The sequence below is a fragment of the Streptomyces sp. NRRL S-495 genome (assembly GCF_000966955.1).
GTDB lineage: Bacteria > Actinomycetota > Actinomycetes > Streptomycetales > Streptomycetaceae > Kitasatospora > Kitasatospora purpeofusca.
The window spans coordinates 1-18,624 of sequence record NZ_JZWY01000534.1; the positions used below are offsets into that span (position 1 = coordinate 1).

The following is an 18,624-nucleotide window of genomic DNA, read 5'->3' on the forward strand; positions in this document are numbered from 1 at the left end:
GAGCAGCAGCTCCGCCAGCTCCAGCGCGTCCTGGGGGACCCGGCCGGGTGGCGGGGGCTGGCTCGGGCAGATCGCCACCACGGGGCCGGTCAGGCCCCAGCGGGCGGCGATGTGGCCGAGCACGGCGTTCGGGTTGGACTGGAAGAACAGCAGTGGGGGCATCCGCCGGGCGGTGTCGGCGGCGGCCTCCTCGATGGCCCGGGCGGTGGCGAGGTCGCCGCTCGCGCTGGCCAGCAGCAGTGCCGTCCGGCCGGGCGCGGGGGCGGTGCCGTGGTGGGCGCGCAGGCAGCGCTCGGCGGTCTCGGCGACCAGCGGGTTGAAGGTGGACGCGGAGAAGCCGGGCAGCGGCGGCAGTTGCTCGGGCCCGGGGGCGTCGGGGTCGGGCCAGGCGGCCTCGGCGAGGATGCGCAGCGCGGTCATCGGGCGGCCACCAGGAGTGCGGTATTGGCGCCGCCGAAGGCGGAGTTGAGGGTGAGCGCGTAGCGCGGCCGGGCGGTGCGGGGGCCGTCCAGGACGAGGTCCAGCCCGATCTCCGGGTCCGGGCCCAGCCAGCCGGCGTTGACCGGCAGCAGTCCGTCGGTCAACGCGCCGATGGTGACCACGAGTTCGAGCAGTGCCGAGGCTTCCAGGGCGTGGCCGTGCACGGCCTTGCTGGAGCTGACCGGCAGTCGGTCGGTGTGCCCGCCGAAGACCCGTCGCAGGGCGAGGGCCTCGGCGTGGTCGGAGAGGGTTGACCCGGTGCCGTTGGCGTTGACGTAGTCGACGTCCTCGGGCGCGATGCCGGCCCGGCCGAGCGCGGCCACGATCGCCCGGGCCACGCCGTCGCCGTCGGGTTCGGGGCGGCAGACGTGGTGGGCGTCGCCGGCCCGGCCCCAGCCGGCCAGCCGGGCCAGTACGGGGGCGCCGCGCCGTTCGGCCTCCGTTTCGGCCTCGACCAGGACGGCGACCGCCGCGTCACCGAGCAGGGTGCCGCTGCGGCCGGTGCTGAACGGGCGCAGCTCGCCGTCCCGGGCGAGCGCCCGGCCGGCGTCGAAGGCGGCGAAGACGCCCGGTTCGACCAGGTGCCCGGCGGCGACCAGGACCCGGGGCCGACGGCCGGTGGCGACCAGTTGGGCGGCGTCGGCGACGGCGGTTCCGGCCGCCACGCAGGCGCCGGTGTAGGCGCGCAGGACCCCGGGGCCGCCCCAGCGGGCGGTGGTCCCGGCGGAGACCTCGGCGAGGGTGGCCCGGGTGTGCCGGTCGCTGTGGAGGGCGAGCAGCACGGGCGGGCCGCCGTCGGGGTCGGCAGCCGGGTCGAGGCCGGCCCGGCGGCAGGCCTGGCCGACGGCGGCGAGCACCGCGTCGGCGAGCGGGCGCGGTTCGGGCAGCAGCGCGGCGCGGGTGGTGCGGCGGGCGGACACGTCGAACCGGGTGACCGGGCCGAACGCGGCCTTGCCGTGCACGACGGCCTCGGCGAGCGCGGTGGTCCCTTCGCCGGCGGCGCTGAGCACGCCGACGCCGGTCACCACGGGCCGGACGGCGGTCGGGGCGTGGCGGTTCATGGCCGCGCGGCCCCCGCGGCTCCTGCGGCTCCCGCGGTGACGGCGGCGCGGAACACCGCGACGGCGTCGTCCACCGTCCGGACGGCCTCGAAGGCCTCGTCGTCGAGGTCCGGCTCGATGCCGTACCGCTGCTCGAACTCGGCTATCAGCCAGGTGAGTTCGAGTGAGCCGAGCTCGTCGGGCACGTCCTCGGCGGCGCGCTGCCCGAACGCCGCGAGCATCTCCAGGACCTCGGCCCGGTCGGGGCGGGCGAGGTCGGTCACGCCGGGCTGCCCGAGGTGGCGGTGGCGGCGGTGATCCGGGCCTCGACGTCGGCGGTGAACTGGTCGAGCGTCATCAGCGCGGTGGTCTCCATCTCGTCGAGGTCGAACTTGACCCCGAACTCGTCCTCGACCTGGACCGAGAGGTCGGCGAGGGCGAGCGACTCCAGGTCCAGGCCGGCCGGGCCGAGGTCGGTGTCGCCGGTGACGCCCTCGACGTCGTACTGCATCTCGGCCAGTGCGGCGAGGACGAACGCGCGGATGCGGTCCTGCATGGTGTGCTCCTTGTGCCCGGGCGCAGGCGGTGCGCACGGGGTCGTCGGGGAGGGGAAAACGGCCCTTCGGGGCGGACTCGGGTACCTGCGGGCAGGCCGTGGCTGCCCGCAGGGGAATCCCGCCCGGCCCTTCCGGGTGGTTCGTGGCGGCCGGGGCGCGAGGTCCCGGCCGGTGGCGTGGGGTGGCATGCGGGCGGGCGCGCCGGGTCGCGGCGCGCCCGGTTCAGCCGGCGGCGGCGCGCAGGGCGGCCGGGTCGCGCAGCAGCTTGCCGGTGGCGGTACGGGGGAGCTGGGGGAGGAAGGCGAGCCGGCGCGGCCGCTTGTAGGCGGCCAACTGCCGGGCGAGCCCGTCCTGGACGAGTGCCCGGTCGGCGCCGTCCTCGGCGGAGAGGTAGGCCTCGATCGCGCCCTCGTCGAAGACCACGACGGCCTCCCGGACGTGGGGGAGGGCGGCGAGGGTCTGCTCGACCTCGGTGAGGTCGACCTTGAGGCCGCCGATCGAGACCTGCGAGTCCCGGCGGCCGAGTACGGTGACCCGGCCGGTGCCGGGGTCGAGGGTGGCGGCGTCACGGGTGTGCAGCCAGCCGTCCGCCCAGCGGGTCGGGTCGTCGAGCCCGGGGTAGGGGGAGGCGGCGGTGCGCAGCCGCAGTTCGCCGTCGACGAGCCGCAGTTCCATGCCGTGCACGGGCTGCTTGGCCGGATGCAGGGTGCCGTCCAGGTCGGTGGCGATCACCCCGAGCTCGGTCATCCCGTACATGGTGCCGAGCGGCACGCCGTAGCGGGCGGTGAAGCTCTCGGCCAGGCCGGGCCGGACCAGTTCGCCGGCGACCACCATCCTCCGCAGCTGCGGGAGTTGCGGTGGATCGGCCGCGCCGGCCAGCAGTTCGGCGTGGAACGGCACCCCGATCACGGTGGTCGGACGGTCGTCGGCGGCGACCGTGCCGAGGATGCCCGCCGCCGTCATCCGGTCCGGGACGGTGAGCGGGGCGCGCGCGTGGAGGCTGTTGAGCAGCCCGCCGACCAGGCCGAGCACGTGCACCACCGAGGACAGCAGCACCACCCGCTCGCCCTCGCCGGGGAAGTCCACCAGCCTGCTGTAGCAGTCGAGTTCGCGGACCAGATCGCTCGCGGTGCGGGCGATCACCTTGGCCGGGCCGGTGGAGCCCGAGCTGAGCTGGACCAGCGCGTGACCGGTCCCGGCGGGGCGGCCGTCGGGCCGTGCGACGGCCACCGGGTCGACCACGGAGTAGCCGCGCAGGGCGGACGCCGCGGGCCGCCCGGCGGAGCCGACCAGCACCTGCGGGCGCAGCCGGGCGACCGCCTGCTCGACCTCGTGCTCGGTCAGCCGGTGGTCGAGCAGTGCCACCTGGGCGCCCAGCCGCCAGGCGGCCAGGAGCACGGCGACGAAGCCCAGCGAGGGCGGCAGCCGCAGGGCGGCGGTGCCGCCCGGGCCGAGCCCGGCCGAGGCCAGTCGTTCGGTCTGCTCGGCGACCAGCGCGCGCAGGGCGTCGCGGTCGACGGGTGTGCCGAAGCGGAGGCACTCCTCACCCCCGGGTCCGGCCAGCAGCACCCGGTCGACCCAGTCGGCGGGAGCATCGGCGTGCGGGGGTGAGAAGGGCGCCGGTGAAGAAGAGGAAAAGCCGGTCAACGCCACTCCACACGTGAGGAGATTTGTCATGGACACTTGGTCGCTACTTTCCCGGGCCGTCGTCGGCACCAGGCAATACGTCCAATTCCGTTGCCAGACGATTGCACAGACGATTGGTCAAATCAAGGTCTATACCAATCAGGTCCAGACCTCCTACGCTGCCGATCCGTGGGCCGGTCCGAACGCGGCCGGTCCGGGAACGAGGACGCCCGTGGCACCACTCACGCTGGCCGGGATCGAACGCGCGGCGCGCGATCAACTTGCCCCGGAAATCTGGGACTTCGTCGAAGGCGGCAGTGGCGCGGAACGCACCCTGGCGGCGAACCGGGAAATGTTCGGACGCCATGCGTTCCGCCCGCGCGCGCTCGTCGACGTCTCCGTGTGCGCCCCGGCCGTCGATCTGCTCGGCACCACGCTGCAACTCCCGGTGGGAATTGCCCCGATGGCCTACCACCGGTTGGTCCATCCGGACGGGGAAACAGCGACCGCTCGGGCGGCCGGAAAGGCCGGTGCGCTGCTCGTCGCCGGAATCTTCGCCAGCCGCACCCTGGAGGACATCGCCGAGGCCGCCACCGGCCCGCTCTGGCTCCAGCTCTACTGGCTGCGCCGCCGGGAGGCCCTCGCCGCCCTGGTCGAACGCGCCGAGGCGGCCGGCTACGGGGCCCTGCTGCTCACCGTCGACGCCCCCCGGATCGGCCGCCGGCTGCGCGATCTGCGCAACGGCTTCGCCGTCCCGCCGGAGATCCGCGCGGTCAACCTCGACCCCGCCCTGATGGCCGCCAGCCACCACGCGGGCCAAGGGAGTTCGGGCATCGCCGAGCACGCCAGGGAGCAGTTCGACCCCACCCTGACCTGGGCCGACCTCGCCTGGCTCCGCGAACGCAGCCGGCTGCCGCTGGTCCTCAAGGGCGTGCTGACCGCCGAGGACGCCCGCCGCGCCGCCGACCACGGCGTGGACGCGGTCGTGGTCTCCAACCACGGCGGCCGTCAACTCGACGGCGTGCTGCCCGCCCTCGCCGCGCTGCCCGAGGTCGTCGACGCCCTGCCGCCGCACATCCCGGCGCTGCTCGACGGCGGTGTCCGCAGCGGCGCCGACATCGCCGTCGCGCTCGCCCTGGGCGCCCGCGCCGTCCTGGTCGGCCGTCCCGCGTTCTGGGGCCTGGCCACCGGCGGCGAGGCCGGCGTCGGGCAGGTCCTCGACCTGCTGCGCGACGAACTGGAGCACACCATGGCCCTGTTGGGCCGCCCCTCGGTAGCGGACCTGGACCGCACCGCCCTCGCACCCTGGCCGGTCTGACCGTGCGCGCACCCACCGCCCCCGACCTGGCAAGCACCGCCCCGACCGCCGCCGCGACCGCTGAACCGACCTCCGCCCCGACCGCCGCGACCGAAAGACCGAGACCATGAACAGACAGGACGCCTTCCCCGGCTGGGACTGGGAGGACCCCGACGGCCTCGCCGAGCAGCTCGACCGCTTCAGCGCCGACGTCGCCACCTGCCGCAGCCTCGAACCGGCCGACGGCGGACTCCCGTTCGACCACCAGGACTTCACCGCCCTGGGCCTGACCGGCATCGAGTTCGCGGCCTTCAGGACCGCCCACCCGGGCGGCCTCGGCACCGACCTCACCGCGCTCCGCGGCCCCGACACCGCCACCGAGCCCGGCACGCTCTACCGGGTCGACGGCGACCGCTGGTTCACCCAGCTCGACATCTCCCGCCCGCTGCCCTTCGCCGACGCCAGCGTCGACTGGGTGTACGCCGAGCACCTGATCGAGCACGTCACCATGCCGGTGGCGATCGGCTGGCTGCGCGAGGCCCGACGGGTCCTGCGCCCCGGCGGCGTCCTGCGGATCACCACCCCCGACCTGGCCCGCTACCTGAACGGCTACGCCAAGGGCGACGGCTTCCTCGCCAAGCACCACCGCCGGCTCAGCACCATGGGCTTCGGCCCGCCGATGCCGCAGCGCCCGGCGTTCCTGGTCAACCAGATCTTCCGGTACTACGGTCACCAGTGGATCTACGATCTGGACGAACTGCGGCACGTCCTCACCGAGGCCGGCTTCGAGCAGGCGCGGATCCGCCACTGCGCCTACCGCGAGGGCGTCCGCGGTGACGTCGCCGACCTGGACACCGCCTTCCGCACCGACGAGACCGTCTACGTCGAGGCCGACCGCTGACCCGACGGCCGCCCGACCGGCGACCGCCGCCCCGGCCGCCCGACCGGCCACCGCCGAACCGGCTGCCCACCCGACCGCCGGCCGCCGCCGCGGCCGACCGCCGCCCCGAGGAACCCCGATGCCCCTGCACCCCCAGGCCCAGGCCCTGCGCGACCGCCGCGCGAGCGCCGGCACGCCCCCGCTCTACCGCCTCACCGTGGCCGAGGCCCGCGCCGCCGACCTCGCCGACATCCGCGCCGCCGCGGGCACGCCCGAACCGGTCGAAGCCGTCGAGGAGCACCACCTCCCCGGCCCCGGCGGCGAGCTCACGCTCCGGCTCTACCGGCCCGCACCGCCCGCCGACGGCCGCCGCCCGGCCGTCCTGCTCTACCTGTTCGGCGGCGGCTGGACCCTCGGCTCGCCCGACACCAGCGACGCGATCTGCCGCGCGCTGACCAACGCCGTCGGCTGCGCCACCGCCTCCGTCGGCTACCGGCTGGCCCCCGAACACCCCTTCCCCGCCGCCGTCCAGGACTGCGCCGCCGCGGCCGACTGGCTCGCCGCCCACGGGCAGGAACTGGGCCTGGACACCGAACGCCTCGCCGTCGCCGGCGACAGCGCGGGCGGCAACCTCGCCGCCGTGCTCGCCCTGCTCGCCCGCGACCGGGGCGGCCCCGCGCTGCGCCACCAGCTGCTCGTCTACCCCAACACCGACGCCCGCGCCGACACCCCGTCGCTGCGCGAGCACGACGACCCGGCGCTGTTCAACCGCCGCTCGGTCGCCTGGTACTGGGGCAACTACCTGGCCGACCCGGCCGACGGCGAGCACCCGCACGCCTCCCCGCTGCGGGCCCCGGACCTGACCGGCCTGCCCCCCGCCACCGTCGTCACCGCCGAGTACGACCCGCTGCGCGACGAGGGCGAGCAGTACGCCGAGGCGCTGCGCGCGGCCGGGGTGCCGGTGGAGCTGCGCCGCTGGGAGGGCATGCCGCACGGCTTCTTCGCCATGACCGGCACCCTGGAGGGCGCCGCCGAGGCCCAGGCGTACGCGGCCGCGCGGCTGCGCGAGGCACTCGCGTGAGCGCCCCGGCCGTTCCGTCCCCGGCGGCGGTGGCCGCCGCCGGGCCCGTCACGCTCCCGCTCGAAGAACTGCACGGCTCGCTCGCGGACCCGCTGCTGGACGCGATGACCTTCCTGAACGAGGTCACCACCCGCTACCCGCAGGCGATCTCCTTCGCCCCCGGCCGCCCCTACGAGGGTTTCTTCGAGCCCGAGGACGTGCCCGCCTACCTGGACGCCTACCTCGACCACCTGGCGGCCACCGGCCTGGACCGCGACGCGATCCGCACCACGCTGTTCCAGTACGGCCCGACCAAGGGCATCATCAACGACCTGGTCGCCCGCACGCTGGCCCACGACGAGGGCCTCACCGTGGCCCCCGAGGCGCTGGTGCTGACCGTCGGCGCCCAGGAGGGCATGCTGCTGACGCTGCGGGCGCTCTGCGCGGGCCCCGACGACGTGCTGCTGGTCAGCTCGCCCTGCTACGTCGGCGTCACCGGGGCCGCCCGGCTGCTCGACCTGACCACGGTGCCGGTCCCCGAGGGGCCGGAGGGCGGGCCTGACCCGGAGGCCGTCCGCGCCGCCGCGCGGGAGGTCCGTGCCACCGGCCGGCGCCCGCGCGCCCTGTACGTGGTGCCGGACTTCGCCAACCCCTCCGGCACCTCGATGCCGGTGGCCGCCAGGACCCGGCTGCTGGAGACGGCCGCCGAGGAGGGCCTGCTGATCGTGGAGGACAACCCGTACGGGTTCTTCGCCCGGGACATCGGCGCCCGGCCCACCCTGAAGGCGCTCGACCGCCACCGCCGGGTCGTCTACCTGGGCTCCTTCGCCAAGACCTGCTTCCCCGGCGCGCGGCTCGGCTATCTGGTCGCCGACCAGGAGGTGACCGGTCCGGGCGGCCGGCGCACCCTGCTGGCCGACGAGATCGCCAAGCTGAAGAGCATGACGACGGTCAACACCCCGGCCCTCAGCCAGGCCGTGATCGGCGGGATGCTGCTGACCCACGACTGCCGGCTGCGGGCCGCCAACGCCCCCGCGACGGCGCACTACGCGGCTGCGATGGGGGCGCTGCTGGCCGAGCTGGAGCGGCAGCTCCCGGCTGCCGAGCGGGACCGTCTGGGCGTCTCCTGGAACCTGCCGGAGGGCGGGTTCTTCGCCGTGCTCACGGTGGCGTTCGCGGCCGACGAAGCGGCGATGGAGCGCTGCGCGCGGGACTTCGGCGTGCTGTGGACGCCGATGGCGCCGTTCTACCCGGCCGGGGGCGGGGAGCACCGGTTGCGGCTCTCCATCAGCTCGTTGACGCCCGAGCGGATCGCGGAGGGCGTGGCCAGGCTCGCGGGCTTCCTGCGGGCGGGGGCCGGGGCGGGGGCAGGGGCCGGGACGGCCGGGTAGCCCGCTCACGCACGACGGCGGTGCCCCTTCGAGCAAAGGGGCACCGCCGTCGTCGTGTCTCCCGGTGGCTGCCGACCGGGGGCGTCAGCGGCCCGCGGTCACCCGTCGCGTCCGGCCCCACAACCGGCCACCGTCCGAAGCACGTTGAGGAAGCGGCGGGCGGGTCCGGGGCCGGGGCCGGGCGCGGGAAGGCCGGAAGGCGGGCCGACCGGATCCCCTCCGGCCCGGCCCGCCCGCCTCCCGTCCCTCTGTCTCTCTGCCTCTCTGTCTTTCTTTCGTGGATCCGAGGACCCATCGCCCCACGCCTCGTTCAGCGCACCCGGGTCGAGAACAGCCGGGCCGACCAGTACACGGCCGCCACCGTCATCACGGCGACCACCAGCAGCCCCTGCCAGACCACGCTGTCCCCGACATGGCCCGAGAACAGCGCGCGCATGCCCTCCACGGCCCAGTAGAAGGGGTTCCACTTGGCCACCGTCTGCAGCCACATCGGCGCCAGCGCCAGCGGCAGCAGCACCCCCGAGAGCAGCGCGATCGGCTGGGCGAGGGTGTTCACCACCGGCGCCATCGCCTCGTCGGCCGGCAGTACCAGCGCGATCCCGTACGAGATCGCCGAGGTCATCAGTGCGAGCAGGCCCATCAGCAGGAAGGCCAGCAGCAGGTCCAGCGGGCCGACCCGCAGGCCGAACGGCAGCGCGATGAGCGTGATGATCACCGCCTGGACGAGCAGCGCCACCACCTCCCGCAGCGCCCGGCCGAGCAGCAGCGCGAGCCGGCTGACCGGGGTCACCCGGGCCCGCTCGATGATGCCGGCCTTCAGTTCGCCGAGCAGGCTGAAGCCGGTGTACAGGCCGCCGAAGATGCACAGCACCGCCAACAGGCCCGGCACGTAGATCTGGTAGGCCTCGGCGTAGGTGGTCGCGCCCATCGGCGCCAGCACCTGCTTGAGCAGCGGTGCGAACAGCAGCAGGTAGAAGATCGGCTGGATCACGCCGACGGCGATCCAGACCGGGGTCCGCCACATCAGCAGCAGCTGGCGCTGGAAGACCAGCCAGGTGTCGCGGGCGAGCTTCATCGGAGCCCCTCCTCGGGGTTCGGAGGTGAGGGTCAGGACTGCTCGATGGAGCGGCCCGTGCGGGCCAGGAACACGTCGTCCAGGCTGGGGCGTTGCAGCTGCACGGTGCCGGTGGTGACGCCCGCCCCGTCGAGGGCGCGCAGCAGGTGCGGGACGGCGGCCGCGCCGTCGTCCAGGTAGAGCCGCAGGCCGTCGTCGCCGCGTTGTTCCAGACGGTTCCAGACGGTGCAGTTCCGGCAGGCCGGGCTGCTCGCGCAGGGCCTTGGCGGCCCGTTCGGCCTCCCCGGCGCCGAGGCCGATGAGCACGACGTCGCCGGATATCTCGCGCTTGAGCGTCTCCGGTGTGCCCTCGGCGACGATGCCGCCGTGGTCGACGATGGAGACCCGGTCGCAGAGCGCGTCGGCCTCGTCGAGGTAGTGCGTGGTGACGACGACGGTCATGCCCTCGCCGCGCAGCCGCCGGATCTCGGTCCAGACGTGGCCGCGGCTGGCCGGGTCGAGGCCCACCGTGGGCTCGTCCAGGAACAGCACCTTGGGCGAGTGGATGACGCCGAGCGCGATGTCCACCCGGCGGCGCTGGCCGCCGGAGTAGGTGCGGCACGGCCGGTCGGCGAACTCGGTGAGCTCGAAGGCCTTGAGCGCCTCGTCGGCGCGGCGCACGGCCTCGGCCTTGCCGGTGCCGTGCAGCCGCGCCTGCATCACGAGTTCCTCGCGCGCGGTGACGGCGTCGGTGGTGCCGCCGCCCTGGGCGACGTAGCCGATCCGGCGGCGGACCTCGGCGGGGTCGGCGAACAGGTCGGCCCCGGCGATCCGGGCCTCGCCGCCGTCGGGGCGGATCAGGGTGGCGAGCATCCGCAGGGTGGTGGTCTTCCCGGCGCCGTTGGGGCCGAGGAAACCGAAGATCTCACCCGGGGCGACGTCGAGGTCGATGCCTCGGACGGCGTCCACGGGGGGCTGGCCGCGTTTCTTGGAGGGGTAGGACTTTCTGAGCCCCTTGGTCTCGATCAACCAGAACTCCCGTGCGGGGATGGGGTTGCCGGGGCGCCGGAAGGCGGCGCGCGGGACACCTGGGAAGTGGTGCTGCGGGCCACCCTAGGGGCTTCGGCACCCCGGAAACAATGGCCTAGACCAATGGATTGGCCCAAGGGGCACCCGGTGTGACCAGTGCCTCCACCCGGTCGGCGGCCACCGCGGCCCCACCGCCGGCGAGCAGTTCCGCCCCGACCCGGGCGGCCGCCGCCCGGTACCCGGGCTCGTCCAGCACGCTCCGCAGGGCCGCCGCCAGGTGATCCGGCGTCACCCGGGCGAACGGCACCCGCAGTCCCGCCCCGGCGGCCGCCACCTGGGCCGCCACGAACGGCTGGTCGTGCCGGATCGGCGCCGTGACCAGTGGCAGTCCGTGCGCCAGGGCCTCGCCGACGGTGTTCATCCCGCCGTGGCACAGCACCGCGTCCAGCACCCCGCGCCGCATCAGCTCCAGCACCGGCGCCCGGTCCACCGCCACCGCGTCACCGGGCAGTTCGGGCAGCAGTCCGCCGGGCGCCGCGAACACCGGCTGCACGTCCGGCCCGCACAGCTCCAGCGCCCGCACCGCCCGGGCCAGGAAGTCCGCGCCGAGCTCGCCGGACAGGGTGCCCATGGTGACCAGTACCCGGCGCCGTCCCGGCAGCAGCCGCTCCCAGGGGAACACCGGATCGGCCGGCCGGTCCGTCAGCACCGGCCCGACGGCGGCATGGTGCGCCGGGACTGAATCGGGCGTGCCCGATCCGGCGCCGGTCAGCGCCGGACCGGTGAAGGCGAGCACCAGGGCGGGGGAGAAACGCGGGTCGACGTACTCCTCCTCGGGCAGTCCGGCCCGCCGCCACAGGCCCAGCAGCAGGCCGGTCATCCACTCCTCCAGCAGCGGCAGCCCCCGGAACGGCCGCCCCAGCTCCATCGCCCCCGGCGCCAGCGTGCCCCAGGGCAGCCGGTGCCGGTGCGCCACCAGCGCCCCGGCCGGGGTGTGCTGGTCCACCAGCAGCGCGTCCGGGCGGAACTCCCGCACCGCCGCGTCCAGCGCCTTGGTGGTGAACCGCGCGTACGGGACGATGAAGCCCTCCCACAGCGAGCGGACGGCGGCCAGCCCGTGCCCGCCCTGCGCCCGGAACGCCCGGGTGCCGGTGCCGAACACCGTCGCGTCCGGCCCGAGCAGCGGGCGCAGCGCCGTCTCGGTGCCGGTCCAGGCCACCTCGTGGCCGCGCGCCACCAGCTCCCGGGCCAGGCCCACGGTCGGATTGACGTGCCCGGTCAGCGGCGGGACCACCAGCAGGAAGCGGCTCATCGGGCGTCCTCCGCGGGCAGCAGCCGCTCGACGTCGGCGACGGTGAGGGCCTCCAGCGCGGCCAGGTCGAGGCCGGCCCGCAGCGCGGCGAGGTCCACCGACGGGCCGAAGCTCCGGCGCAGGCCCTCGTGCAGTGCGGCGAGCTCGGTCTCGTCCAGCAGCAGGTCCCCGTCCAGCCGGGACTGCCCGGTCACGCCGGCGGCCCAGCCGGGCGGTGCCTGTGCGGCCTCCGCCAGCAGTGCGACCAGGGCCGGGCGGACCGGCGGTACGGGGACGGGACGTTCACGATCGTTCATCAGGGACTCCACCGGCTCGACGACGCGGGGGCGGGGGGACGGCGGCACTTGGCCTGCGCGTTCCGTGGGGTGAGCTGTGCGGACTGTGCGCCGCAACCGCCCGAGATCACTTGTGCGGACCCGTCGGGCGTGGGAATACTAGCCCGCGTGACCGCACTGGAGGCAGTGGCCGTCCACCTCCCCCACCACACCGTGCCCATCGAGGCAGTGGGCGAGCGCCTGGGCCTGACCCCACGTCAACTTCGACTCTTCCGCCGCTTCCACGGCCTGGACCAGCTGCGACTGGACCCGGACGGGAAGCTGCCCGACCTGCTCGGCGCCGCCGTCGACGCCCTTCCGGAGCTGCGCGGACGCGAACGGGACATCCGTTTCGTGATCCACGCGCGCAGCATGCCGGTGGCCGTGCCGTACCCGCTCAACCCCCTGCACGACCTGCTCCACCGCTACGGCCTCGGCCACGCCCAGGCCTTCACCGTGACCCACCACGCCTGCGCCGTCGGCCTGCTGGCCGTCGACCTGGCCGGACGCCTGCTCGCCGGGGATCCCGATCCGCAGGCGCTGGCCCTGGTGCTCGCGGGGGAGAAGACCTTCACCAAGGACGCCCAGGTGGTGCCCGAGACCGGCATCTTCGCCGAGGGCGCGGCCGCCTGTCTGGTCAGCGCCGGCGGCGAACACGACCGGGTGCTGTCCTACGCGGTGCGCCAGCGCCCCGAGTTCGACGGCCGGCTGGCCGAGGACCAGGATCTGCTGGCCCGCTACCAGCGGGAGTACCCGGATGTGATGGTCGAGGCGATCGAGGCCGCCCTCGACCAGGCAGGTCTGGACCTCTCCGACCTGGCGCTGCTGCTCCCGCACAACGTCAACCAGGCTTCCTGGCGCACGATCGCGCGCCGGATCGGCTTCCCGATCGGGAAGGTGGTGCTGGACAACGTGACGTCGGTGGGGCACAGTTTCGCTGCGGACGGCCTCATCAATCTGCACACCGCCACCACGCGGGGGCTGCTCGAACGGGGCGACCGCTACCTCGTCGCGGCCGCCGGTATCGGAGCGACCTTCTCCGCCATGGTCGTCGAGCACTGACGCCGGACGGCCGACCCGCCGTCGGCCCGTCCTCCCCGGTCCTTCTTCCCTTCCCCCGGGCGCCGGTCCTTCGGCCGCTCCGCCCCACTCCACCACGCACGACGGGACGGTCCCACCCATGTCCGACCAAGTGGTCCAGACCACCGACACCGAGCTGCGCGTCCGGATCCTGCACAGCCTCGGCGAGCTGATCCCGCGCGTCCTCAAGCGGGACCCGTTCGAGATCCCCGAGAACGCCTGCCTCTTCGACGACCTCGGCCTCACCTCGGCCGGCACCATCGAGCTGATCCTCGAGGTCGAGGAGGCGCTCGACATCCAGGTCGACGTCGAGCAGATCACCGAGGACGACCTGCGCTCGGTCACCAACCTGGCCGACTACGTCGCCGCGCACATCATCGCCGAGGACTGACCGGTGGCCGCCGCCCCGGGTCTCACCCGGGTGCTGACGCGGTACGCCGACGGCCGCTCCGAACTCTCCCTCGACCCCGACCTGCGGGTCTTCGTCGCCGACCTGGTCCGCCCGTACGGCCTGCCGCTGCGCGAGGACCTGCTGGCCGAAGGGGTCGGGCACGCCTACGAGGAACTGGCCGCCGGCCTGCTCACCGAGGCGCTCGGACCGGACGAGCCGGCGGACGTACTGATCCAGGCCTTCGACTCGCCCGACGTCCGGCCCGGTGCGCCCACCTCGCTCGCGCTCAGCCGCTCCTGCGCGGGCACGCCCACCGCGCTCGCGCTCTGCGACCAGGGCACCGCCGGGGCGTTCGCCGCGCTGCGTGCCGCCCTCGCGTACCAGCGGACCGGCGTCGCCCGGCGCGCGGTGGTCGTTCTCGCCGAGCAGACCGCCCTGCACCACCGGCCGCCCGAACCGGTCATCCTGCCGGACCGGCACTGCGCCGTCGTCCTGGTCTGCGAGACTTTGCCCGGCGAGGAATTGACGGTTCGTCAGGAAAGTGGCGTGATGGTCGGCTCGGCCGAGTCGGTGGCGGAGGAGGTCCGCCGACAGGCGAAGGCGCTGGGGGAGGAGGCGGCCGTCCTGCTCGCCGCCGGGCTGGAGGTGCCGGGCCTGGACGCCGTCCGTGTCCCCGCCGGCCAGCCGTTCACCGGACTGTGGTCGGCGCTCGCCGACCGGCTGCCCGACTGGCGGGCCGAGCGGCGACCCGTGCTGCTGGCCGACTTCGACCCGAGGCTCGGCGTGCTCTCCACCCTGACCCTGCGCGCGGGTCCGCCGTCATGACCGGACCCGGTGCGGCCCCGGCCGGCACCGGTCCCGCCGCTCCTGATGCTTCCGTCGATCCCGTTGCTCCGGTGGGCCGCACCGACACTGTCGACGTGTGGCTGATCCCCACCGACCAGCCCGAGTCGGTGGTCCGCGTCCTGCGCGAACTCCTCGACCCGGCCGAACGCGCCCGCGCGGACGGCCCGGACCGGCGCTTCGGGCGACGGTTCACCGTCGCCCACGGCGCCGTGCGCCTGCTCGCCGGCGCCCGGCTCGGCCGTGACCCCGCGCGGCTGGTCTGGCGCTACGGCCCGCACGGCAAGCCCGGGATCGACGGCCTCGCCGTCAACCACTCCGCCTCCGGCGCCCTCGCGGCCGTCGCCCTCACCGAGGGGCGCGCCGTCGGGGTGGACGTCGAGGAGGTCCGCGACGCGCGGGTCGCGGTGCGGATGGCCCGGCGCTACTTCCCGGCCGACGAGGTCGAGTCGGTCGCCGCCGACCCGGACCCGGCCGGGCGCTTCACCGTGCTCTGGTGCCGCCGTGAGGCGTGCGTCAAGGCGTACGGCGGGCGGCTGGTCCAGGGCTTCGGGCTGCCGCTGGACGGGCCGTCGCCGGTACTGCTCGCCGACCCCGGCGCGCTCGGCCCCGGCCCCTGCCGGGTCGAGGACGTGCCCGCCCCCGGCCGGTTCCGGGCCGCGCTGGCCGCCGTCGGCGCCGGCCCGGCCACCGTCCGCCGAAGGATCTGGTCTCCACCCGTTTGACCTGCCATGTCAGGTAGTTGACGAAGCATCAGGGAAGCCGGGGGGACCCGCCGGTATCCCAGATTTCTGGTCTGGACCACATGATCGGCCCGCTGGTAGCGTCCCGACCGCACCTCGCCCAGACCTGCGAACCGAAGGGCGCGACCGACGTGATGACGCACGACGTGACCGAGACCGAGGGCCTGATCACGGCCCGCTTCCACGGCGTGGGCGGCGGCTCGGGACCGCTCACCCTCGGCCAGGACAACATGCTCCGCTGCATCGGGCGCGACCGGCCCGAACAGATCAACCGCGAGTCGGTCTGGCCCGTCCCCGAGGGCACCACCGTCGCCACCGCCGTCGACGCCCTGCGCGCGCTGCTGGAACGGCACGAGTCGCTGCGCACCGTCTTCCCGCCCGGCCCCGGCAAGGACGGCTTCCCCGAACGCCAGGAGGTGCGCGCCGAGGGCGAGTTCACCGTCGCCCTGGTCCCCGTCGGCGACCGCGACGGCGCCGGGATCGACGCCCTCGCCGACGAGTTGGGCCGGGCCGACGTCGCCGTGCCCTTCGACCTGACCGCCGCCCCGCGGCTGCGCTTCACCCTGCTCACCGAGGGCCGACTCGTACACCGGCTGGTCGTGGTGGGCTGCCACGCCGGGGTCGACGGCGTCGCGGTCACGCTGCTCATCCGCGACTGGCTGGCCCTCGCCGCCGGGGCGCAGCTGCCGCCGGCCGGCTCCCGCACCCCGCTCGAACTGGCCGCCCTGGAGCAGAGCCCCCAGGGGCGCCGCAAGACGGCGGCCGCGCTCAAGCACTGGGAGAGCGTCCTCACCGCCGGACCGTCGAGCTCCTTCTCCGTCGACGGCATGACCCCCGGCGCGGCCGAGGGGACGGCCGCCCTGCTGCTGCGCTCCCGGACCGCCGCCGCCGACCTCGAAGCGGTCTGCCGCCGCACCGCCGCCGGCCCCTCGGCCGTCCTGCTCGCCGTCTTCGCCGCCCTCGCCGCGCACCGCGCCGCCCGCACCGACCTGGTGATCTCGGCCCTGTCGGCGAACCGCCAGCGCTCCGCCCTCGCCGACCACATCGGCACCCTGGCCCAGGACGCCCTGATCGCCCTGGAGGTCGGCCCCTCCGCCGCGGACGACGACCTGGACGCCCTGATCGGCCGTACCAAGGTCGCCTCCTTCACCGGTTACTGGCACAGCACGCTCAACGCCGACAAGGTCTGGCAGCTGGTGGAGGACGTCGCCGAGCGGCGCGGCGCCCGCTTCGCCCGCCAGATCGTCGTCAACGACCTCAGCCTCGCCATCCCCGAGACCCTCTCCGACGCCCGCCCGGCCCCCACCGCCGACCCCGAGGTGCAGTGGCTGCCGGACCAGCCGCTGCCGGTGCGCCTGATGCTCAACATCCTGCGCACCGCCGGCAGCCTGGAGTTCGCCCTGCTGGCCTGCCCCCAGGTGTTCGAGCGCGCCGACGCCGAGCGCTTCGCCCGCGCCGTCCCCGCCGTCCTCGCGGCCGCCGCCGCAGGACCGCTGCCGCTCACCGAGCTGGCCGCCCTCAGCGGCCTGAGCCCCGCCACCCGCACCGGCGACTGGCAGCGGATCGGCGCCGACTGGATCGACCTCGCGGCCGTCCGCGCCCTGGTCGCCGACGCCCTCGGCACGCGGGCGACGGCGGTCGACCTCGGCCACCAGGACGGCCGGCTCACCGCCCGGATCGCCACCACCGACCAGGACCTCACCCCCGCCGCCGCGCACCACGCGGTCGTCGCCGCCCTCCCCGGCCGCGAGACCGCGATGGCCCCGCACCACTACGCCGTCCACCACCACCCCGGCCCGCTGCCGCTCCTCACCTGGCCGACCCTCCCCGCCCATGCGGAGGGCTCGGGCCGCGCGGAGGCGGCGGTCGCGGAGTAGGAACCCGTGCGGCGGTCGCGGAGTAGGAGCCCGTTCCGGGCCGCCGCCGTTCCTCCCCCGGAACGCCCGCCCCGCGCTCACGCGGCGCATTCGGCCCCGTACCGTACGCGCTCCTCCCGGGGTAGCCTCCCGGGAGGGGCGAGCGGAGGGGGAGGAACATGCACGTCCGGGACATGGTGGCGGCGACGGTGGTGGCCGAGATCTTGGGCGTCGTGTTCGCCTGCCTGCTCGGCCTGGCGGTGTGGCTGCTGCTGGGGGAGGGGTGGCTGCGTGACCTCCCCTGGGCCCTCAGCGCCGTCGGAGCCGTCGGGGTCGCGGTCGAGTACGACCGCAAACGCCCGCCGCGCCGGTTGCGCGGAGTGCTGGCCGGCGTCGCCGCCCTTGGCGCGGTGGCCGTCCTCGCCGCGGCGGTGGCCGACCGCGTGCTCCCGGACGCCGCCGGGACGGGGCTGATCGGCGCGATCGCCCTGCTGCTCGCGGTACCGGTGGCCAACGGTGTGCTCGCCGCCGCCGCGGGGCGCCCGGCCGAGGGCTGACCCCTACCGGTAGCGGTCCTCCCCGCTGCGGCCCGGCCGGGCCCGGCGGAGACTGGGGGCGGGCCCCGGCTCCCGGGGCGCCCCCGACGCCGGGAGGGCCATGCTGCTCGGACTCACCACCGCCCTGGTCGCCACCGTCTGCTTCGGCTTCGGCTCGGTGTTCCAGGCGGGCGGCGCACGGGAGACGCCGCCCGCGGACCGGGTGCGGGTCGGCCTGCTGGCCGCCCTGCTCCGGTCCTGGCGGTTCCTGCTCGGCACCGGTCTGGACATCGCGGGCTTCGCCCTGAGCATCGTCGCCCTGCGCACCCTGCCACTGTTCCTGGTCCAGGCCGTCACCAACGCCAGCCTCGCCGTCACCGCGCTCGCCGCCGCCCGGCTGCTCGGGGCCCGGCTGCACCGCGCCGACCTGCTGGGCATCGCCGCGGTGGTGGTCGGACTGACCCTGCTGGCCCTCGGCTCCGGGCGCGCGGGCCGCGACCACGCGCCGGCCGCGTTCCACTGGGCGCTGCTCGCCACCACCGGGCTGATGCTGCTGCTCACGTTCGTCCTCGCCCGCCGCACCGGGAATGCGGCGGCGGTCGGCCTCGGCCTGCTGGCGGGGGTCGGCTTCGGGGTCACCAGCCTCGCGGTCCGGGTCCTCGACGTCTCCGGGCCGCTCGACGTGTTCACCGACCCGGCCGCGTACGGGCTGGCGCTGGGCGGCCTCGGCGGGTACCTCGCCTATGCGCTGGCCCTCCAGCGCGGCACGGTGACGGCGGTGACCGCCGCCGGGACCGTGTCGGAGACCTTCGGCCCGGCGCTGGTCGGGGTGGTGGCGCTCGGTGACACCGCCAGGCCCGGCTATGCCTGGTGCGCGCTGACCGGCTTCGTGGTGGCGGTCGGCGGCACCTTCGTACTGTCCCGGTTCGGCGAGGTGGAGTCCGAGCTGGGCGTCCCGTCGGCGTCCGCCGGGCCGGTCCCGTCGGCGTCCGGCGCGGGGCCCATCCGGGTCGCCCGAACGGCTCCGCCATGCAAAGGTGATTTGCCGGACAAAACGGACGGCGAGGCGCGCACAGAGCGGCAGGTGCCATGACCACGGACGCCACGGACGCCACGGACGACGCCCGTCCACGCC

The 18,624-nt window shown here is 75.3% G+C and carries 19 protein-coding genes and 2 pseudogenes; 11 read left to right on the forward strand and 10 right to left on the reverse strand.

Annotated elements, in window-relative coordinates; genetic code table 11:
* The 5 genes and pseudogenes from VR45_RS26125 to VR45_RS26145 all read right to left on the reverse strand — a co-directional run.
* A pseudogene (locus tag VR45_RS26125) lies at positions 1-420 on the reverse strand (hypothetical protein); the annotation flags it as partial.
* Positions 417-1,541, reverse strand: a complete 1,125-nt coding sequence (locus VR45_RS26130) for a beta-ketoacyl synthase N-terminal-like domain-containing protein (RefSeq protein ID WP_045942295.1) — start codon at positions 1,539-1,541, stop codon at positions 417-419. The pseudogene VR45_RS26125 and the gene VR45_RS26130, both read right to left, overlap by 4 nt.
* The gene (locus tag VR45_RS26135; protein WP_234326173.1) at positions 1,538-1,804 is read right to left on the reverse strand and encodes an acyl carrier protein; all 267 of its coding nucleotides are present in this window, start codon (positions 1,802-1,804) and stop codon (positions 1,538-1,540) included. Before VR45_RS26135 ends, VR45_RS26130 begins: the two co-directional genes overlap by 4 nt.
* Positions 1,801-2,076, reverse strand: a complete 276-nt coding sequence (locus tag VR45_RS26140; RefSeq protein ID WP_030393194.1) for an acyl carrier protein — start codon at positions 2,074-2,076, stop codon at positions 1,801-1,803. The genes VR45_RS26135 and VR45_RS26140 overlap by 4 nt, the downstream gene beginning before the upstream one ends.
* A 223-nt stretch (positions 2,077-2,299) precedes the next feature.
* Positions 2,300-3,724 (reverse strand): long-chain fatty acid--CoA ligase, encoded by a 1,425-nt coding sequence (locus VR45_RS26145; RefSeq protein WP_234326175.1) that lies wholly within the window; start codon positions 3,722-3,724, stop codon positions 2,300-2,302.
* A 211-nt stretch (positions 3,725-3,935) separates the two neighbouring features.
* Here VR45_RS26145 and VR45_RS26150 point away from each other — a divergent pair, with 211 nt between their 5' ends.
* The 4 genes from VR45_RS26150 (at position 3,936) to VR45_RS26165 (ending at position 8,331) form a co-directional block, all read left to right on the forward strand.
* Positions 3,936-5,021, forward strand: a complete 1,086-nt coding sequence (locus tag VR45_RS26150; RefSeq protein WP_045942297.1) for an alpha-hydroxy acid oxidase — start codon at positions 3,936-3,938, stop codon at positions 5,019-5,021.
* 106 nt (positions 5,022-5,127) lie between these two features.
* A complete protein-coding gene (locus VR45_RS26155; RefSeq protein ID WP_045942298.1) occupies positions 5,128-5,901 on the forward strand; it encodes a methyltransferase domain-containing protein in 774 nt (257 codons plus the stop codon).
* Positions 5,902-6,019: 118 nt separating this feature from the next.
* Entirely contained in the window at positions 6,020-6,961 is a 942-nt protein-coding gene (locus tag VR45_RS26160) for an alpha/beta hydrolase (protein ID WP_045942299.1), read from the forward strand.
* Complete coding sequence (locus tag VR45_RS26165) at positions 6,958-8,331, forward strand: PLP-dependent aminotransferase family protein (RefSeq protein WP_078896843.1); 1,374 nt, start codon at positions 6,958-6,960, stop codon at positions 8,329-8,331. Before VR45_RS26160 ends, VR45_RS26165 begins: the two co-directional genes overlap by 4 nt.
* A 310-nt stretch (positions 8,332-8,641) precedes the next feature.
* On the opposite strand, the gene VR45_RS26170 is transcribed toward VR45_RS26165, so the two are convergent.
* The 5 genes and pseudogenes from VR45_RS26170 to VR45_RS26185 all read right to left on the reverse strand — a co-directional run bounded on the left by VR45_RS26170 (position 8,642) and on the right by VR45_RS26185 (position 12,022).
* On the reverse strand, positions 8,642-9,406 hold the full coding sequence (locus tag VR45_RS26170) for an ABC transporter permease (RefSeq protein WP_045942300.1): 765 nt from the start codon (positions 9,404-9,406) through the stop codon (positions 8,642-8,644).
* 32 nt (positions 9,407-9,438) lie between these two features.
* Positions 9,439-9,618 (reverse strand): DUF4162 domain-containing protein, encoded by a 180-nt coding sequence (locus VR45_RS49025; RefSeq protein WP_353612716.1) that lies wholly within the window; start codon positions 9,616-9,618, stop codon positions 9,439-9,441.
* A gap of 355 nt (positions 9,619-9,973) precedes the next feature.
* Positions 9,974-10,354 (reverse strand): annotated as a pseudogene (locus VR45_RS50645) (ATP-binding cassette domain-containing protein); the annotation flags it as partial.
* 175 nt (positions 10,355-10,529) lie between these two features.
* A complete protein-coding gene (locus tag VR45_RS26180) occupies positions 10,530-11,726 on the reverse strand; it encodes a glycosyltransferase (RefSeq protein ID WP_045942301.1) in 1,197 nt (398 codons plus the stop codon).
* Positions 11,723-12,022 (reverse strand): hypothetical protein, encoded by a 300-nt coding sequence (locus tag VR45_RS26185; protein WP_159394359.1) that lies wholly within the window; start codon positions 12,020-12,022, stop codon positions 11,723-11,725. The genes VR45_RS26180 and VR45_RS26185 overlap by 4 nt, the downstream gene beginning before the upstream one ends.
* 147 nt (positions 12,023-12,169) lie before the next feature.
* Between VR45_RS26185 and VR45_RS26190 the strand changes: the two genes are divergently transcribed.
* The 7 genes from VR45_RS26190 to VR45_RS26220 all read left to right on the forward strand — a co-directional run bounded on the left by VR45_RS26190 (position 12,170) and on the right by VR45_RS26220 (position 18,582).
* On the forward strand, positions 12,170-13,102 hold the full coding sequence (locus VR45_RS26190; protein ID WP_045942303.1) for a 3-oxoacyl-[acyl-carrier-protein] synthase III C-terminal domain-containing protein: 933 nt from the start codon (positions 12,170-12,172) through the stop codon (positions 13,100-13,102).
* Between the two features lie 118 nt (positions 13,103-13,220).
* Positions 13,221-13,511 carry an acyl carrier protein gene (locus VR45_RS26195; protein WP_052709382.1) on the forward strand — a complete coding sequence of 97 codons (291 nt, stop codon included), beginning with the start codon at positions 13,221-13,223 and terminating at the stop codon, positions 13,509-13,511.
* A 3-nt stretch (positions 13,512-13,514) separates the two neighbouring features.
* Positions 13,515-14,336, forward strand: a complete 822-nt coding sequence (locus VR45_RS26200; protein WP_052709383.1) for a hypothetical protein — start codon at positions 13,515-13,517, stop codon at positions 14,334-14,336.
* A 71-nt stretch (positions 14,337-14,407) separates the two neighbouring features.
* Positions 14,408-15,079 (forward strand): 4'-phosphopantetheinyl transferase superfamily protein, encoded by a 672-nt coding sequence (locus VR45_RS26205; protein ID WP_052709384.1) that lies wholly within the window; start codon positions 14,408-14,410, stop codon positions 15,077-15,079.
* 80 nt (positions 15,080-15,159) lie between these two features.
* A complete protein-coding gene (locus tag VR45_RS26210) occupies positions 15,160-16,974 on the forward strand; it encodes a condensation domain-containing protein (protein WP_052709385.1) in 1,815 nt (604 codons plus the stop codon).
* 158 nt (positions 16,975-17,132) lie between these two features.
* Entirely contained in the window at positions 17,133-17,510 is a 378-nt protein-coding gene (locus VR45_RS26215) for a hypothetical protein (RefSeq protein WP_045942304.1), read from the forward strand.
* A 100-nt stretch (positions 17,511-17,610) separates the two neighbouring features.
* Positions 17,611-18,582, forward strand: a complete 972-nt coding sequence (locus tag VR45_RS26220; protein ID WP_052709386.1) for a DMT family transporter — start codon at positions 17,611-17,613, stop codon at positions 18,580-18,582.
* Positions 18,583-18,624 lie beyond the last annotated feature (42 nt).

Coding starts and splice junctions, on each gene's coding strand:
- VR45_RS26130 (WP_045942295.1), bottom strand. CDS start 1,541: ATGAACCGCCACGCCCCGACCGCCGTCCGGCCCGTGGTGACCGGCGTC.
- VR45_RS26140 (WP_030393194.1), bottom strand. CDS start 2,076: ATGCAGGACCGCATCCGCGCGTTCGTCCTCGCCGCACTGGCCGAGATG.
- VR45_RS26155 (WP_045942298.1), top strand. CDS start 5,128: ATGAACAGACAGGACGCCTTCCCCGGCTGGGACTGGGAGGACCCCGAC.
- VR45_RS26160 (WP_045942299.1), top strand. CDS start 6,020: ATGCCCCTGCACCCCCAGGCCCAGGCCCTGCGCGACCGCCGCGCGAGC.
- VR45_RS26170 (WP_045942300.1), bottom strand. CDS start 9,406: ATGAAGCTCGCCCGCGACACCTGGCTGGTCTTCCAGCGCCAGCTGCTG.
- VR45_RS26180 (WP_045942301.1), bottom strand. CDS start 11,726: ATGAGCCGCTTCCTGCTGGTGGTCCCGCCGCTGACCGGGCACGTCAAT.
- VR45_RS26185 (WP_159394359.1), bottom strand. CDS start 12,022: ATGAACGATCGTGAACGTCCCGTCCCCGTACCGCCGGTCCGCCCGGCC.
- VR45_RS26195 (WP_052709382.1), top strand. CDS start 13,221: ATGTCCGACCAAGTGGTCCAGACCACCGACACCGAGCTGCGCGTCCGG.
- VR45_RS26210 (WP_052709385.1), top strand. CDS start 15,160: ATGATCGGCCCGCTGGTAGCGTCCCGACCGCACCTCGCCCAGACCTGC.
- VR45_RS26215 (WP_045942304.1), top strand. CDS start 17,133: ATGCACGTCCGGGACATGGTGGCGGCGACGGTGGTGGCCGAGATCTTG.
- VR45_RS26220 (WP_052709386.1), top strand. CDS start 17,611: ATGCTGCTCGGACTCACCACCGCCCTGGTCGCCACCGTCTGCTTCGGC.